General features: G+C 69.4%; 10 protein-coding genes. 3 read left to right on the top strand and 7 right to left on the bottom strand.

The genetic code is table 11. The features are described from left to right. Window positions 1-3: 3 nt before the first annotated feature. From GDR74_RS04655 to GDR74_RS04635, 5 genes are all read right to left on the bottom strand, one after another. Window positions 4-513: a DinB family protein gene (locus tag GDR74_RS04655; RefSeq protein WP_152585205.1), complete on the bottom strand. Its 510-nt coding sequence runs from the start codon at window positions 511-513 to the stop codon at window positions 4-6. 121 nt (window positions 514-634) lie between these two features. After that, a complete protein-coding gene (locus GDR74_RS04650; RefSeq protein WP_152585204.1) occupies window positions 635-2,842 on the bottom strand; it encodes an FAD-dependent oxidoreductase in 2,208 nt (735 codons plus the stop codon). Between the two features lie 71 nt (window positions 2,843-2,913). Beyond that, window positions 2,914-4,122: an acetyl-CoA C-acetyltransferase gene (locus GDR74_RS04645; RefSeq protein WP_152585203.1), complete on the bottom strand. Its 1,209-nt coding sequence runs from the start codon at window positions 4,120-4,122 to the stop codon at window positions 2,914-2,916. A 110-nt stretch (window positions 4,123-4,232) separates the two neighbouring features. Then, window positions 4,233-6,026, bottom strand: coding sequence for an acyl-CoA dehydrogenase C-terminal domain-containing protein (locus GDR74_RS04640; protein ID WP_152585202.1), 1,794 nt, complete (start codon window positions 6,024-6,026; stop codon window positions 4,233-4,235). 503 nt (window positions 6,027-6,529) lie between these two features. After that, window positions 6,530-6,937 carry a MerR family transcriptional regulator gene (locus GDR74_RS04635; protein ID WP_194164696.1) on the bottom strand — a complete coding sequence of 136 codons (408 nt, stop codon included), beginning with the start codon at window positions 6,935-6,937 and terminating at the stop codon, window positions 6,530-6,532. 359 nt (window positions 6,938-7,296) lie between these two features. Between GDR74_RS04635 and GDR74_RS04630 the strand changes: the two genes are divergently transcribed. From GDR74_RS04630 to GDR74_RS04620, 3 genes are all read left to right on the top strand, one after another. Then, window positions 7,297-10,302, top strand: a complete 3,006-nt coding sequence (locus GDR74_RS04630; protein ID WP_152585200.1) for an SEL1-like repeat protein — start codon at window positions 7,297-7,299, stop codon at window positions 10,300-10,302. A gap of 100 nt (window positions 10,303-10,402) precedes the next feature. Continuing rightward, entirely contained in the window at window positions 10,403-11,332 is a 930-nt protein-coding gene (locus GDR74_RS04625) for a sulfite exporter TauE/SafE family protein (RefSeq protein ID WP_152585199.1), read from the top strand. Continuing rightward, window positions 11,329-12,096: a TIGR02186 family protein gene (locus GDR74_RS04620; RefSeq protein WP_152585198.1), complete on the top strand. Its 768-nt coding sequence runs from the start codon at window positions 11,329-11,331 to the stop codon at window positions 12,094-12,096. The genes GDR74_RS04625 and GDR74_RS04620 overlap by 4 nt, the downstream gene beginning before the upstream one ends. A gap of 8 nt (window positions 12,097-12,104) precedes the next feature. Here the strand turns inward: GDR74_RS04620 and pdeM are convergent, their stop codons facing one another. Further along, window positions 12,105-12,806 carry a ligase-associated DNA damage response endonuclease PdeM gene (gene pdeM / locus GDR74_RS04615; protein ID WP_152585197.1) on the bottom strand — a complete coding sequence of 234 codons (702 nt, stop codon included), beginning with the start codon at window positions 12,804-12,806 and terminating at the stop codon, window positions 12,105-12,107. After that, on the bottom strand, window positions 12,803-15,310 hold the full coding sequence (locus GDR74_RS04610) for a ligase-associated DNA damage response DEXH box helicase (RefSeq protein WP_152585196.1): 2,508 nt from the start codon (window positions 15,308-15,310) through the stop codon (window positions 12,803-12,805). Before GDR74_RS04610 ends, pdeM begins: the two co-directional genes overlap by 4 nt. Between the last annotated feature and the right edge of the window lie 102 nt (window positions 15,311-15,412).

The raw sequence follows: 15,412 nt of genomic DNA, 5'->3' as shown, positions 1-15,412 counted from the left end.
CCGTCACTTCGTCCCCATGCCGCTGATGCGCTGGAACAGGATGAGATCGAGGGAGGGCGCATCGCGCCCCAGGCCGGTGAGGAGCGCATGCACCTGCCCCCGGTGATGCGTCTGGTGGTTGAAGAAGTGCAGCAGGGCCGGCGCCAGCGGCTGCTCGATGTCCGCCGGGTTCGTCAGGGTCCGATAGCGGATGCGGCCTGCGAGATCCGCCTCCGTCAGGCCCTCCGCATAGCTCATGATCCGCTCGTCCTCCTTCCAGCGCGCGTCGCGCAGGGAACCGAGATCCTCGAACAGGATCGCGTCGAGGCGCGCGGGCGCCTCTCCCTGTCCCGTGAAGCGCCTCATCCAGATCCGGTCGGCCACGAGCAGGTGGTTGAGCGTGCCGTGGATCGACTTGAAGAAGGCGCCGCGGTCGGCCCTGTAATCCGCGTCGGGCAATTCGGCCGCGGCGTCGTAGAGGCGCTGATTGCACCAGGCGTTGTAGGCCGCCAGCATGACGATGTGCTGTTTCATGGCACTTGGGTTCCCTTGGCAGAAAGATCCGAACCGAGGGGGCGCCCTGAAGCCGCGAAGCCGGCGCCCCCTTCCTTGCCAACCTCTCCGCCTCGGGGAGAGCCCTTGTGTGGCGGAGGGATCAGGCGGCCTTCTTCGCCCCCGCCCTGCCATAGAACGTTTCGCCGGACGCGGCCATGTCGAGCAGGATCCGCGGAGGCGCGAAACGGTCTCCGTGCCTCGCCTGCAGATCCCGGCAGATCTCCACGAAGGCCTTGGCGCCCATGAAGTCGATGTACGACAGGACGCCGCCCGTGTAGGGCGCGAAGCCGAACCCGAGGATGGAGCCCACATCCGCCTCGCGGGGATCCGTGACGACCCCCTCCTCCACGGTGCGCGCGGCCTCGAGAGCCTGCGTCACGAGGAGGCGGCGCTTCAGCTCCTGCATGTCCAGAGTCTCGGCGTTCAGGTGCCTCGACTGAAGCTCCTTGAGGCCGGGCCACAGGCGCTTCGAGCCGCTTTCGGGATAGTCGTAGAAGCCCTTGCGGTTCTTGCGGCCGAGACGGCCCTCCTTCTCCACGAGCCTGGCGAGCAGCTCCTCCTGCGCGGGCACGACGGCCGCCTCTCCGAGCTGCTCCTTGGTTGCCCGCAGGATCTTGAGGCCGAGGTCGACGCCCACCTCGTCATTGAGGGACAGGGGGCCGACGGGCATGCCGGCCTGCTTGCCGGCATTCTCGATCATCGCCGGAGGCACGCCCTCGAGGAACATCAGATGGCCTTCGAGGATGTAGCCGAGCACGCAGCGGTTGGCGAAGAAGCCGCGGGAATCGTTGACAACGATGGGCGTCTTCTTGATGGCGCGCACGAAGTCGAGCGCCGTGGCGAGGGCCTTGTCCCCGGTCTCCTTGCCGAGGATGACCTCGACCAGCATCATCTTCTCGACCGGCGAGAAGAAGTGGATGCCGATGAACGCGTCGGGCCGCTTCGAGGACTTGGCGAGGCCGGTGATCGGCAGCGTCGACGTGTTCGACGCGAAGATGCAGTCCGGCCGGACCGCCGCCTCCACCTTCTGGATGACGTCCGCCTTCACCTTCGGATCCTCGAACACCGCCTCGACGACAAGGTCGCAATCCTTCAGGTCGGCGTAATCGGCGGAGGTCCTGATGCGCGCAAGGAGCGCATCGCGGTCCGCGGTCTTGGCGCGGCCCTTCATGACCTGGTCGGTCATGAGCTTGTGGGAATGGGCCTTGCCCTTCTCGGCCGCCTCCACGTCCCGGTCGATGAGAACGACCTCCATGCCCGCATTCGCGGCCACGTAGGCGATGCCCGCGCCCATGAAGCCTGCGCCCACGACGCCGATCTTCCTGAGGTTCGACGGCGCAACGTCCTTGGGGCGGCGCGCGCCCTTGTTCAGCTCCTGCATGGAGAGGAAGAGGGTGCGGATCATCGCCGCCGCCTCCTTCGAGCGCAGGATCCTGGCGAAATGGCGGGACTCCACCTTCAGCGCCTGGTCCATGGGCAGCTGAAGGCCCTGGTAGACGGACTCCAGGATGGCGCGGGCGGCCGGGTAGTTGTCCTGCGTCTCGCGGCGGTAGATGGCGTTCGCCGCCGGCCAGATCTGCATTCCGGCGGGGGAATAGACCTTGTTGGACGGCAGCTTGAATCCCTTCTGGTCCCAGGGCGCCTCGGCCGAGCCGCCGTTCCGGATCCAGTCCTTCGCCGTCCGGACGAGCTCATCGCGCGGCACGACCGCATGGACGAGGCCCATGTTGCGCGCCATGAGCGCCCGGATCTGGTCGCCCTTGAGCAGCATCTGCAGGGCGTCGCCCGTCTGCATCAGCCGCGCGACGCGCTGGGTGCCCCCCGCGCCGGGGAACAGGCCCACCTTGATCTCGGGCAGGCCGACGCGGGTCGCGTCCGCGTCCGAGACGACCCTGTGATGGCAGGCGAGCGCCAGCTCGAAGGCGCCGCCGAGGCAGACGCCGTGGATCGCCGCGACGAACGGCTTGCCGCAGGTCTCCAGGCGCCGGTAGAGCAGCGAGAGGCGGCGGGACTCCTCGAAGAAGGCGGCCATGGCGGCCTCCTCGCCCTTTTCCCGGGCGAGCCTCTCGAACTGCGACTTCGATTCCTGCAGCATCGAAAGGTCGGCGCCGCCGGAGAAGCTCTCCTTGCCCGAGGTGATGACGCAGCCCTTGATGGCCGCGTCCTCCGCCACCTTCTCGACGATCTGCGACAGCTCGCCCATCACCTCGTTGGTGATGACGTTCATCGAGCGGTCGGGCATGTCCCAGGTGGCAAGCGCGATTCCGTCGCCATCGACCTCGAAGCGGAAATTCCTGAAATTCGTCACGTCGTCCTCCCGTATCTCGCACCGTCATCCCGGGCCCGCGCCGAGGCGCGCCCCGGAGCGGCAGCCTCAACTCAAACCCGCTCGATGACCGTGGCGGTGCCCATTCCGGCGGCGACGCAGAGGGTCACCAGCGCCGTCTGCTTGCCCGTGCGCTCGAGTTCGTCGAGCACCGTTCCGAGGATCATGCCGCCCGTCGCGCCGAGCGGATGGCCCATGGCGATGGCTCCGCCGTTCACGTTCACCGTGGCCGGATCGAGATCGAGCGCCTGCATGTAGCGGAGCACGACGGCCGAGAAGGCCTCGTTGATCTCGAACAGGTCGATGTCGGCCTTGGTCATCCCCGCCTTCCTGAGGGCGAGTTCCGACACCTCGATGGGGCCGGTGAGCATGAGGGCGAGGTCGGAGCCGATGGAGGCGAAGGACCTGATCCTGGCGCGCGGCTTCAGCCCGGCCTTGCGTCCGCCCTCCTCCGAGCCGATCAGCACGGCGGATGCGCCGTCCACGATGCCGGAGGAGTTGCCCGCGTGGTGGACGTGGTTGATGAACTCGACGTCCGGATGCGCGGCGATCGCCACCGCGTCGAAGCCGCCCATCTCGCCGATCTGCTCGAAGGCCGCCTTGAGCTGGCCGAGGGACTGCATGTCGGTCTGCGGCCGCATGTGCTCGTCCCGGTCGAGGATCGTGAGGCCGTTGATGTCCTTCACGGGAACGACGGAGTTGCCGAACCGGCCCTCCTCCCAGGCGCGGGCGGCGCGCTTCTGGGATTCCACCGCATAGGCGTCCACGTCGTCCCGGGTGAAGCCGTATTTCGTCGCGATCAGGTCCGCGGAGATGCCCTGGGGCAGGAAGTAGTTGGGAACGGCGATGCCGGGATCGACGGGCCAGGCGCCGCCCGAGGCGCCCATGCCGACGCGGCTCATGGATTCGACGCCGCCGCCGATGGCGAGGTCCTTCATGCCGGTCATGACCTGCGCGGCCGCCAAGTTGATCGCGTCCAGCCCGGAGGCGCAGAAGCGGTTGATCTGGATGCCGGGCACCTCCTTGCCGAAGCCTGCCTTGAGCGCCGCCGCGCGGGCGATGTCGCCGCCGGCCTCGCCCACCGGATCGACGCAGCCGAGCACCACGTCCTCCACCAGCATCGGGTCGAGCTCGTTGCGGCGGCGGATCGCGTCGAGCGTCGTGACGGCAAGGTCGACCGCCGGGACCTCGTGCAGCGAGCCGTCCGGCTTGCCGCGCCCGCGCGGCGTGCGGACGGCATCGTAAATGAAGGCTTCAGCCATGATGTTCTCCCTGAACCTGCCCATCGTCCCCGGCCGGCGCCGCCGGTCCTCGGACTTGTACCATGTGCGGCGCCGCCCGGTCTCTCAAGTCCGGGCGGCGCCGCGAGTCCTCAAAACATTTCGACCGGCATCGCCATGGTCGCGTCGGCGCCCGTCGTGATGCGGGCGAGGCGCGTCGCCGTTTCCGGCATCGTGCGCTCCATGAAGAAGCGGCCGGTCAGGAGCTTCGCATCCATCCTCTCGGCGACGCCGTTTCCTTGCGCCTTCTTCGCGAGGGCGGCCTTCGCCATGCGGGCCCACATGTAGCCGAGCGCCACGAGACCGAAGAGGTGCATGTAGTCGGTCGCGCCCGCGCCGGCATTGTCCGGCTTCGCCATGGCGTTCTGCATGAACCACATGGTCGCCTGCTGGAGATGTCCGAGCCCCTGCTGCAGGGGCGCAACGAAGCCCTTGAGGGTCTCGTCGCCGGCATTCTCCTGGCAGAATGCGCCGACCTCGTTGAAGAAGCTCATGACGGCGCGGCCTCCGTCCTTTCCGAGCTTCCGGCCGACCAGATCCATGGCCTGGATGCCGTTCGCGCCCTCGTAGATCATGGTGATGCGGGCATCGCGCACGAACTGCGACATGCCCCATTCCTCGATGTAGCCGTGGCCGCCGAACATCTGCTGCGCCTTGACGGCGTTCTCGAACCCGCGATCGGTGAGCACGCCCTTCACAACCGGGGTGAGGAGGCCCATGTGGTCGTCCGCGGCGCGGCGCTCGCCCTCGTCCGAGGAACGGTGCGCCACGTCGCCGTTCAGGGCCGTCCAGAGCACCAGGGCGCGAGCCGCCTCGTTGAAGGCCTTGATGGAGAGGAGCGTGCGGCGCACGTCCGGGTGGACGATGATCGGATCCGCGGGCCTGTCCGGGAATTTCGGGCCGGTGAGCGCGCGGCCCTGGAGGCGGTCCTTCGCGTAGGCGACGGCATTCTGATAGGCGACCTCCGACTGGGCCAGCCCCTGCACGCCGACCGCCAGGCGGGCCTCGTTCATCATCACGAACATGGCGTTGAGGCCGCGGTTCTCCTCGCCGACCAGCCAGCCCGTGGCGCCGTCGTAGTTCATCACGCAGGTGGCGTTGCCATGGATTCCCATCTTGTGCTCGAGCGAGCCGCAGGAGACGCCGTTGCGCGCCCCGAGCGAGCCGTCCTCGTTGACGAGGAACTTGGGCACGACGAAGAGGGAGATGCCCTTGGTGCCCGCCGGCGCGCCTTCGATCCGGGCCAGGACCAGATGCACGATGTTCTCCGCAAGGTCGTGCTCGCCCGCCGAGATGAAGATCTTCGTCCCCGTGATCGCGTAGCTGCCGTCGCCGTTGGGAACGGCCTTGGCCTTGAGGAGGCCGAGATCGGTGCCGCAATGGGGCTCGGTGAGGTTCATGGTGCCGGTCCACGCCCCCTCGACCATCTTCGGCAGATAGGTCCTCTTGATCGCCTCGGACCCGTGCACGATCAGGGCGGCGATGGCGCCCTGGGTCAGCCCCGGATACATGCCGAGCGCGAGGTTGGCCGAGGACAGGAATTCCTGCATCACGGAGTTGAGGGTCGCCGGAAGCCCCTGGCCGCCGAACTCCTCCGGCACGGACAATCCCATCCAGCCGCCGGCCGTGAAGGCCCGATAGGCCTCCTTGAATCCCTTCGGCGTGGTCACGGTCCCGTCCGGATGGCGGGTGCAGCCCTCCAGGTCCCCGACCCGGTTCAGGGGAGCGAAGACCTCCTCGCAGAGCTTGGCGCCCTCGGCCAGGATCGCCTCCAGCACGTCCGGCGTCGCATCGGCGAAACCGGGAAGGTTGTTGTAGCGCTCGATGGAGAAGACGTCGTTCAGCAGGAACGTCACGTCTTCGACGGGGGCCTTGTAGACCGGCATGAAACTCCTCCCAGATCGCTCGCCGGCAGTTTCGGTCGCCTGACCCGAACCTGCCGGTCGACAAGATAGTTCACATATAAACTATCGAGGCGCGCTGGGGAAGAGGTAGGGCGCCGCTCGCGCCGCGCCACGGAACGCCGGCCCATGGCGATGCGATTCAGGAGGCGGGACCGGGCTTGCCTACGCCGGAAGAGCCGGGAGGCGCGTGCGGCCTCGGCAGCCCTCCTTCGGCGCTTCCGGGATGAAGAGGGAGCGATCCCCGTCATGGCTGTCCGGGCGCTGCCCGGCCGGGGACGCAGGCCGCTCCCGGCACCGGGTTCCGTCTCGGCTCGCCGGACGCACCCTTGCCCGCACCCCGTCCGCCCTCGCAGGGCAGGAGGCCCGACGGCACGGGGCCCGGCAGGGAATTTCGGGCCTGACAATGAATGTCGGCGGGACCTGCCCGGCAAGTCCCGCCCTTTTGAAGTCCGGCTTTCCGGGCCCGCAGGCCGAAAGCCGCAGGATCAGGCGGCGTCGATCAGGCGGGCGCGGCAGGCCCGGAGCTCCGCCAGGGCCTCCTCGATCTCCGCCCGCTGCTGCTCCAGATGGCGGATCTGGTCCTCGACCTGAGGCAAGGACAGATTGAGGTTCGCGGCGACGCCGTTGCTCCCCCGCTCCTCCGCGAGCATGGCGCGGATCTCGGTCAGGGTGAAGCCGAGCTGCTTGCCCTTGAGAATCACCGAAAGCCGCTCCCGGTCCCGCGCGTCGTAGATGCGGGCCGTTCCCTCACGGCGCGGCGACAGGAGGCCGCGGTCCTCGTAGAAGCGCAGCGTCCTCAACGTGACGCCGAACTCCCGTGCGAGATCGCCGATCGTGTAGGATTTGGTTTCCGCAGCCTCCTCTCGCGTTTCGGAGAGGACGGCGAAATTCATTGCGACGCTGTTGCTCATCTTTTGCCCCGTCTTTCTTTGCTCTGCTTGTGGAGACGGCAACCCCTTAGGGCACCGTCCGAAGCGTTTATAATGCAATGATAGAACATTGACTATCGCTTCCGCAAGTGCAACGCTCCTGGGGCATCGGGAGCGCCCCTCCGCGTCCGGGGACCGGGCTCCTCCGGGGGGCCGTTAAGCCATTCAGCTTAACGGCTTTTTTACCACGCCTGCCGAAAGCTGCCTCATCGGCACGGGGCGACAGCGCGCAGGCGAATCGCAGGCCTCGGGCCGCCGGCGCGGGGATGACGTGGGGTCACGGCCCGCCCGGATCAGGTTGTCGAGGCCCCACGAGCGCGGCCATGAAACGACCCGACCCGGCACATCTCGATGCCCTCGACCCGCAGATCCGGGCCGCCGCGGAAAAGGCCGCGCGGCAGGCGGGCCTGAGCCTGGAGGATTGGATCGCGGCCGCCATGGAGCGCTACGGGGCCGACGGTTCGCAGATGGAGAAGTCCGGTGCGGGCAGCCAGGCTCCCGCCGTCGAAAACCGCGGCGGCGCGTTCGAGGCCGTCCTTGCCGCGGCCGAGACGGAAGAGGCCGAGCGCCCTCTCCCCGATCAGGCGTCCCGCAACGTCGCGGCGCTGGAGGCCATGGCTCTCTGGATCGAGCAGACCGAGGACCGTCTCGAGGAGACCGCAAGAGCCTTCGCCGACCGTCAGGAGCACCTTTCCGACATCCTTTCGCGCAACCTCTCCTTCATCAGGAGCCGTCTCGAAGCCGTGGAGCGCCGCGCCGCAACCCCGGCGGAAGAGGCCGCGAGGGCGCTGACGCCGCTCACGGACGCGCTCGACGGGCTGCGTCTCGACCTCTCCCGGCTGGCGCAGCGGCTCGATGCGCCCGCGGCGGCCGCTGTCGACGAGATCCGCCGGCATATGGAGCGCCTGCGCGAGGGCCTGGAGGGCCTCGCCACGCGAAGCGAGGTCGCCACCCTCGACGAAGCCCTTCGCATGCTCTCCCGCGACCTGGAGCGGGCGCCCTCCAGCAAGGACCTCCTCACGCTCGCCGGCTCGGTGGCGGGACTCGACAGGAAGGTGGGAACCCTGTCCGAGACTATTGCCCACAGCGTGCGCGAGCGGATCGGCGCCGAGATCGAGGAGCTCAAGGCGAAGATCGGGGAGCTCGCCCGGTCGAGCGTGGATCGCTCCGTCATCGACTTCCTGAGCAGCCAGATCGTCGACCTGCGGCAGGACCTCGCGCGCCGGGCGGAGCCGCAGCAGATCGAGCGCCTGACCGAATCCGTCGCCGCCCTGAGCCGCAAGGTCGAGGACGTCCGGGCCGAGCAGGCCGGACACGGCGACCTCGCGGCTCTCAAGCGCTCCCTGGAGGAGGTCTGCGGCGCCCTGAACCGCACGGTCGCCCTCCAGGAAGAGAGCGACGTGCCGCGGCAGCTCCAGGACATGAGCCGCCGGCTCGACCTCCTGGCGGACAGGCCGGCACCGGATCCCGCCCGCCTCGATTCCATCGCGGACCAGCTCGCCGCCCTCACGGAGCGCATGGCGCGCATGGCCGAGGAACGCCGGGAGCAGGCCGGGACCCTCGACGGCCTCTTCGACCGCCTTTCGGCCCAGGTCGCGAAGGCGGTCGAGGGCGCGGCAAACCGCGACGCCCCCCTCCTCGAACGCTTCGACCGGCTCGAGGAGAAGCTCGGCGCGTCCGCAGATCTGCCGATCCCGAGCGGGCTGGAGGAGCGCCTCGCCGCTTGCGCCGACGAGCTCTCCCGGATCCCCGACGCCTGCCGGCAGGCCTTCGACGAGGCGGCCGCCCGGATGAAGTCCCTTCAGGGCGAGGCGCTCCGCATCGCCGAGCGCACGGCCGCGGCGGCTGCGGAAAAGGCGCAGGCCGGCCTCTCGTCCGGAAGCGAGATCGACGAGATCAAGGCGAGCCTCGTCGAGTTGAAGGCCCTGCAGGCGCGGGCGGAGCGCAAGACCCAGCAGACCCTGGTCGCCGTTCACGATGCCCTGGCGGCTCTCCTGTCCCGGTCCTCCGGACCGCCGGCCGCGTCCCGGGGGCCTGAGTCAGCCGCCCCCGACCTGCCCGCGCCGGATCGCCTCGAAGCGGCCGTGCGCAGGCTGCAGGCGTCGGCAATGGCCCAGATCGAGGAGATCGCGGCGACGATCCCGCAGGATGCGGCGGCCCCTGCCGCGGAGCCCGGCCTGGACGAGGTCCGCGCGAGCTTCATCGCCGCCGCGCGCCGCGCCTCCCGGACCCTCCCGCCGACGGATTCCGAACCGCACCCGCAGCGGGACGACCCGGCGGCGGAAGCATCTCCGTCCGCCGACGACGAACCTGCCGAGGCGCCCGGCGGGGAGGACCGTCCCGTCTCCTCCTTCCTCGAGCGCCTCCGCAGGACCTTCGACGCCCACCGGCGCTCCCTCCTGTTCGGCTTCGCCTGTCTCGTCCTGGCCGCGGGCACGTCGCAGATCCTGACGAACGCGCCCCGCGACGCCGCTCCCGCGCCCGTTCCCGGCGGGGCGAAGGCGTCGGAACCCGTCGTGCACGAGGCCGCCCCCGCCGCCGCGTTGCCGGCGCATCTGGCCCACGCCGAAGAAAACCTGTTCCAGCCGTCGAGCCTCACGGTGGCCTCCGCCCCAGGCGTCCCGTCGGCCCGGTTCGTCCTCGACCCGGGCACGCTCGGCGCCCTGCCCGCCGAGACCCCGGCCGACCTCCGGCAGGCGGCCCTTTCCGGCGATGCCGCGGCGGTCTACGAGATCGCGCTCAAGGCTGCCGAGGGGCGCGGCCTTCCCCGCGATCCGGCGCTGGCCTTCCGGCTCTTCGAGCGGGCGGCGCAGGCCGGGCTCGCGCCGGCCCAGGAGCGGCTGGCCGCCCTCTACGACAAGGGGATCGGCACCCAGCGCGACGCGAAGCTCGCCGTCGCCTGGTACGAACGGGCCGCCCGGGGCGGCAACCTGCGCTCCATGCACAACCTCGCGACCCTGCTCGCCGCCGGCGCCCTGGGCAGGGCCGATTATGCCGCCGCCCTGCGCTGGTACCGCGAGGCCGCCGAAGCCGGCATCAGGGACAGCCAGTTCAACCTGGGCGTCCTCCACGCCAGCGGCGCGGGGACCCGCAAGGACCCGGCCCAGGCCTTCCGCTGGTTCGCGCTCGCCGCCGCGCAGGGCGACGCCGAGGCGGCCCGGAAGCGCGACGAGGTCGCCGCCCGCCTTTCCCCCGAGGAATTGGCCGCCGCGAGGGCGGCCGTGGAAGCCTGGCGCCCGAGACCGTCCGATCCCCTTGCCAACGACGTTCCGCCGCGGACGGCGGAGCGTACCGCCGCCGTCGCGCCGGCACCGGACGGGAGGAGCTGACGCGGATTGCCTCTGTCAGTTTTCATTCACGGGGCAGCGTCTAAAGTCGACCGAACGACGACGACCGGAACGTGGCTGCACCGGCCATAGGGGGACCGGGGTGCAAATATATTTGCCTATCGCCGAAATGCCTGTGAGCGTTCTCCTGATCCTCGGGTTGGGCGCGGCGGTCGGCTTCATCTCGGGCCTGTTCGGCATCGGCGGCGGGTTCCTGATGACCCCGCTGCTCATCTTTCTCGGCATTCCTCCCGCGGTGGCGGTGGCGACGCAATCGGCACAGATCGTCGCCTCCTCCACCACGAGCGTTCTCGGCGCGCTGAGGCGCGGAGCCCTGGACTTCAGGCTCGGCGGTATCCTGGTGCTCGGGGGCTTCGTCGGTTCGGCGCTCGGCGTCTGGTTCTTCGCCGCGGCGCGGCGGGCGGGCCAGCTCGACCTCGTCATCGTGGTTTCCTACGTGACCCTCTTCACGGTCGTCGGCAGCCTGATGATGAAGGAGAGCGTCCGGGAGTTCTGGCTCAAGCGCAAGGGCATGGCTCCCAAGCCGCGGCGCAACGGCGGCAAGCACCCGCCCTTCCTCGGATGGCCGCTGCGCATGCGCTTCTACCGGTCGAAGCTCTATGCCAGCGTCATCCCCATCATCGGGCTCGCCCTGTTCGTCGGCTTCGCGGGCGCGCTCCTGGGCATCGGCGGCGGCTTCATCGTGGTGCCCGCGCTTCTTTACGTCTTCCGCGTGCCGACGGGGGTCGTGGTCGGCACCTCGCAGTTCCAGATCGTCTGCACCACCCTGGTGGCCCTCGTCCTCCATGCGGTCGCCAACCAAGCGGTGGACATCGTCCTGGCGATCCTGCTGATCCTCGGCGGCGTCTTCGGGGCGCAGTTCGGCGCCCGGGCGGGGCGCAACCTGCGCGCCGAGCTGTTCCGCTTCCTGCTCGCCATCCTCCTTCTCGCGGTCGGCCTGCGCTTCGCGCTCGAGCTCATGATAAAGCCCGAGGAGCCCTTCTCGATCACCGTGCAGGAGCAGCGCTCATGAGGACGATCGCCGCGCTCCTGCTGCCCATGCTTCTCGCCGGCGCCTCGCCCGCCCTGGCGGAGAACCTGGTCACCTCCCTCTCCAACCATCGGGTTCTGATCAATTCCAACTACACGGGCACCTCGATCGCCGTCTTCGGGGCCATCGAGCGGGATGCGCAGACCGTCTCGCGCGCGTCGGGATACGACGCGGTGGTGACGATCCGGGGCCCGCAGCAGTTCCTCGTGGTCCGCGAGAAGGAGCGGTTCGGTCCCTTCTGGCTCAACCAGGACCAGCAGAAGTTTCCAACCGCCCCGGCCTATCTGACGGTGCTGACCTCGCGTCCCATCGCCGAGATCACGACCGAGCCGTTGCGCAGGCGCCAGAAGATCGGGCTCAGGGCCATCGTTCACGCCCCGGACTTCACCAACGACCGCGGCGGCATCGACGAGCTCTTCCGGGAGGCGCTCTTGCGGATCAAGAGCAGGGAGGGGCTCTACCGGGAGAACGAACGCGGGGTGACCTTTCTCACGCCGAGCATCTTCAATGCGAGCATTCCCCTGCCGGCCACCGCGCCGCCCGGCAACTACGACGTGGAGGTGGCCCTGCTCGCCGACACCGTGATCCTGGCCAGGACGGTGACCCATTTCGAGCTGGTCAAGACCGGGTTCGAGCAGCAGGTCGGCGAGGTCGCCCGCGACTGGAGCCTCTTCTACGGATTCGGCACCGCGCTTCTCGCCCTGTTCTTCGGCTGGACGGCGAACGCCGTGTTCCGGCGCGACTGAAGAGGGTTTCAGTCGCGGCAGAGCATCGCGCGGGCGATGGCGAAGATCCGCTCCGTCCCGATGAGATGCGCGGTGAAGCCGTTCGGGAAAAGGGACCTGAACGCCGCATCGCACGCATTCAGCCCGCCCGCATAGGCCCCAAGCGCCGGCATGACGCAGCGCTTCCCGTCGGTCACGAAGCAGCGCCGGCGCGTCGCGCGTCCGCGCATCACGACCTTCCCGACCGGATGCAGATGTCCCGCGACCTCCGCCTCCTCCCCCGCAAGGGGCTCGTGCCGCAGGACGAGCGGTCCCATCGCCAGCTCCGGCGCGACCTCGCCGCCGATGCTCGGGGGAAGCGTGCGGTCGTGGTTCCCCGTCACCCAGATCCAGTCCCGCCCGCTCCGGACCTCGCCGAGGGCGGCGCGCTCCTCCTCGCCGAGCCGGTCGGGTCCCCCGACGTCGTGGAAGCTGTCCCCGAGCGCCACGACGACCCGGGGGTCGAAGCGGAGAACGGCCTCCTTCAGGGCAGAGAGGGTCTCGCGGGTGTCGTAGGGCGGCAGCATCATGCCGCGCCGGGCGAAGGAGGACCCCTTCTCGAAGTGGAGGTCGGCCACGAGGAGCGCGTCCGCGTCCGGCAGGTAGAGGGCCCCGGTCAGATCCAGGACCGCCGCCCATCCGCTCAGCCCGATCTCGGTCGTCGTCCGTTTGTTCCTGAGCAGTGCCGTCACGCCAAAGCCTCGTCGAGAAGCGCCGCTTCCGCCTCGGCCAGAATCTCGTCCGCATCGTCGCTGTAGACGCGCTCGCGGCCGATCTCCAGCATGACGGAGACGCTCAAGGGAGAAACCCGGTCGAGCGGCTTGTGGATGATTCGCCCCCGGATGCGCGAAAGCATCATGCCGAGGCGCCTCACGTCGAGGAGTCCCGTTGCCGCATCGGCCCGGGCCGCGCGCAGCAGCACGTGGCCGGGCTCGTGCTTGCGCAGCACGTCGTAGACGAGGTCGGTGGAGATCGTCACCTGCCGCTGGGTCTTCTCCTGGCCCGGGAAGCGGCGCTCGATGAGGCCGGCGATCACCGCGCAATGGCGGAAGGTGCGCTTCATGAGCGCCGCCTCGGCGAGCCAGTCCTCCAGGTCGTCGCCGAGCATGTCCTCGGAGAAGAGCGCGTCGAGGAATCCGGACTCCCGAAGGGCACGGGCGGCGATGTCGCCGTTGCCCCAGACCGCGAGGCCGTAATCGTTGGCGACGAAGCCGAGGGGCTTCAGCCCCGCTCGTTCGAGACGCCGGGTGAGGAGCATGCCGAGGGTCTGGTGCGCGAGCCGTCCCTCGAAGGGGAAGCAGGTCATGTAGAACCGGCCTCCCCGCGGGAAGGTCTCCACGAGGAGGTCCCGCGGTCCGGGCACGATGGACCGGCGGCGCTGCTGCAGGAGATATTCGGTGAGCTGAGGCGGCAGCCTGTCCCATTCGAAAGGATCGGCCAGGATCTCGCGGACCCGCGTCGCGAGAAAGGTGGAGAGAGGAAACTTGCCGCCCTCGTAGGACGGGATCTTGGGATCCGTGCCCCGGCTCGCCCGGGTGACGAGAACGGCGTCCTCCGAAAGCCCCTCGAAGCGCAGCACCTCCCCCGCGAACAGGAAGGTGTCGCCGGGTGTCAGCGTCTCGGCGAAGTACTCCTCGATCTCGCCGAGCACCTTGCCCAGCGGCAGCACGGTCCCGGGCCGCGCGCGGCTCGCCCTGCCGAGCCGCACCTTGATCATGGTCGCCTCGACGATGGTGCCGACGTTCATCCGGTACTGCTGCGCGACGCGGGCGTCCCGAACGCGCCACAGGCCGTCCTTGCCCTTCACGATCTTGGCGAAGCGCTCGTAGGCGCGCAGCGCATAGCCGCCCGTCGCGACGAAGGCGACGCAGGCCTCGAAATCCTCCCAGGAGAGCGAGGCGTAGGGCGCCGCCGAACGGACCTCCTCGTAGAGCTCCTCCATCCGGAAGGGCTCCGCACAGGCGACCCCGAGGATGTGCTGGCACAGCACGTCGAGGGCGCCGGTGCGCGCGTCGGGCGTGTCCTGCGCCGCCTCGTGCACGGCATCGAGCGCGGCGCGGCATTCCAGGATCTCGAAGCGGTTCGCGGGCACCAGATAGGCCTTGGAAGGCTCGTCCATGCGGTGGTTGGAGCGCCCGATGCGCTGCATGATGCGCGAGGCCCCTTTCGGCGCGCCCACGTTCACCACGAGATCCACGTCACCCCAGTCGATGCCGAGGTCGAGGGTCGCCGTGCAGACCACGGCCCGCAGCCTGCCGGCGACCATCGCCTCCTCCACCCGGCGGCGCTGCGACACGTCGAGGGAGCCGTGATGGAGCGCGATCGCCAGCCCGTCCTCGTTCAGGTTCCAGAGTTCCTGGAAGGTGTATTCCGCCTGCATGCGCGTGTTCACGAAGACGAGCGTCGTCCTGTGCCGGCGGATCAGGTCGTAGATGGCGGGCATCGAGAGCGCCGCCGTATGCCCGGCCAGGGGCAGGCGCTCGTCGAGCTCGATCATGCGGATGTCGGGCCGCGCCCCGCCCTTCACCACGACGAGGTCGGCGAGAGCCGCATCCTTCCCTTGCGGCACAAGATATCTCCGCAGGTCGTCCGGCTCCCGCACCGTCGCGGACAGCCCGACCGTCGTCATCCCGGGAGCGATGGAGAACAGGCGCGCGAGATCGAGGGAAAGGAGGTCCCCGCGCTTCGACGTGACGAGGGAATGCAGCTCGTCGAGCACCACGCGGCGCAGATCCTTGAACAGCTCCCGCGCCTCCCGGTGCGCAAGGAGAAGGGCGAGCTGCTCCGGGGTGGTGAGCAGGACGTCCGGCGGCCGCTCGATCTGCCGCGCGCGCTTGTGGGCGGGCGTGTCCCCCGTGCGGGTCTCGATGCGGATGGGAAGCCCCATCTCCCGGACCGGCGTCTCGAGGTTGCGGGCGACGTCCGTGGCGAGCGCCTTGAGGGGCGAGACGTAGAGGGTGTGGAGCGCCGCCTCCCGCCTCCCCTTCCGAAGCTCCGCCTGTTCTGCAAGCTCCACGAGGCTCGGCAGGAACCCGGCCAGGGTCTTGCCCGCGCCCGTGGGCGCCACGAGGAGGACGGAACGCCCCTCCCGCGCCTTGGCGACGAGCTCGAGCTGGTGCTCCCGCGGTTTCCAGCCGCGGGCACGGAACCAGTCACGGAAGACCTTGGGGAGAATCGTCGCGGAAGGTTTCGCCATCGAGGTCCAAGATAGGCGTCCCGGGCAAAACCGCCATGGCGCCGTTTCTCCGTGTCCGGTGTGGATCGTGGCCTCGGGGTGGCTTGCCCCGGTTCCTTAGCC

Source organism: Microvirga thermotolerans (genome assembly GCF_009363855.1).
Taxonomy (GTDB): Bacteria; Pseudomonadota; Alphaproteobacteria; order Rhizobiales; family Beijerinckiaceae; genus Microvirga; species Microvirga thermotolerans.
This window is presented reverse-complemented; position numbering and strand designations above follow the sequence as displayed.

Excerpts from the sequence above, each read along its gene's own strand:
- GDR74_RS04655 (WP_152585205.1), bottom strand. The coding sequence starts at position 513 with ATGAAACAGCACATCGTCATGCTGGCGGCCTACAACGCCTGGTGCAAT.
- GDR74_RS04645 (WP_152585203.1), bottom strand. The coding sequence starts at position 4,122 with ATGGCTGAAGCCTTCATTTACGATGCCGTCCGCACGCCGCGCGGGCGC.
- GDR74_RS04640 (WP_152585202.1), bottom strand. The coding sequence starts at position 6,026 with ATGCCGGTCTACAAGGCCCCCGTCGAAGACGTGACGTTCCTGCTGAAC.
- GDR74_RS04635 (WP_194164696.1), bottom strand. The coding sequence starts at position 6,937 with ATGAATTTCGCCGTCCTCTCCGAAACGCGAGAGGAGGCTGCGGAAACC.
- GDR74_RS04630 (WP_152585200.1), top strand. The coding sequence starts at position 7,297 with ATGAAACGACCCGACCCGGCACATCTCGATGCCCTCGACCCGCAGATC.
- GDR74_RS04620 (WP_152585198.1), top strand. The coding sequence starts at position 11,329 with ATGAGGACGATCGCCGCGCTCCTGCTGCCCATGCTTCTCGCCGGCGCC.
- GDR74_RS04610 (WP_152585196.1), bottom strand. The coding sequence starts at position 15,310 with ATGGCGAAACCTTCCGCGACGATTCTCCCCAAGGTCTTCCGTGACTGG.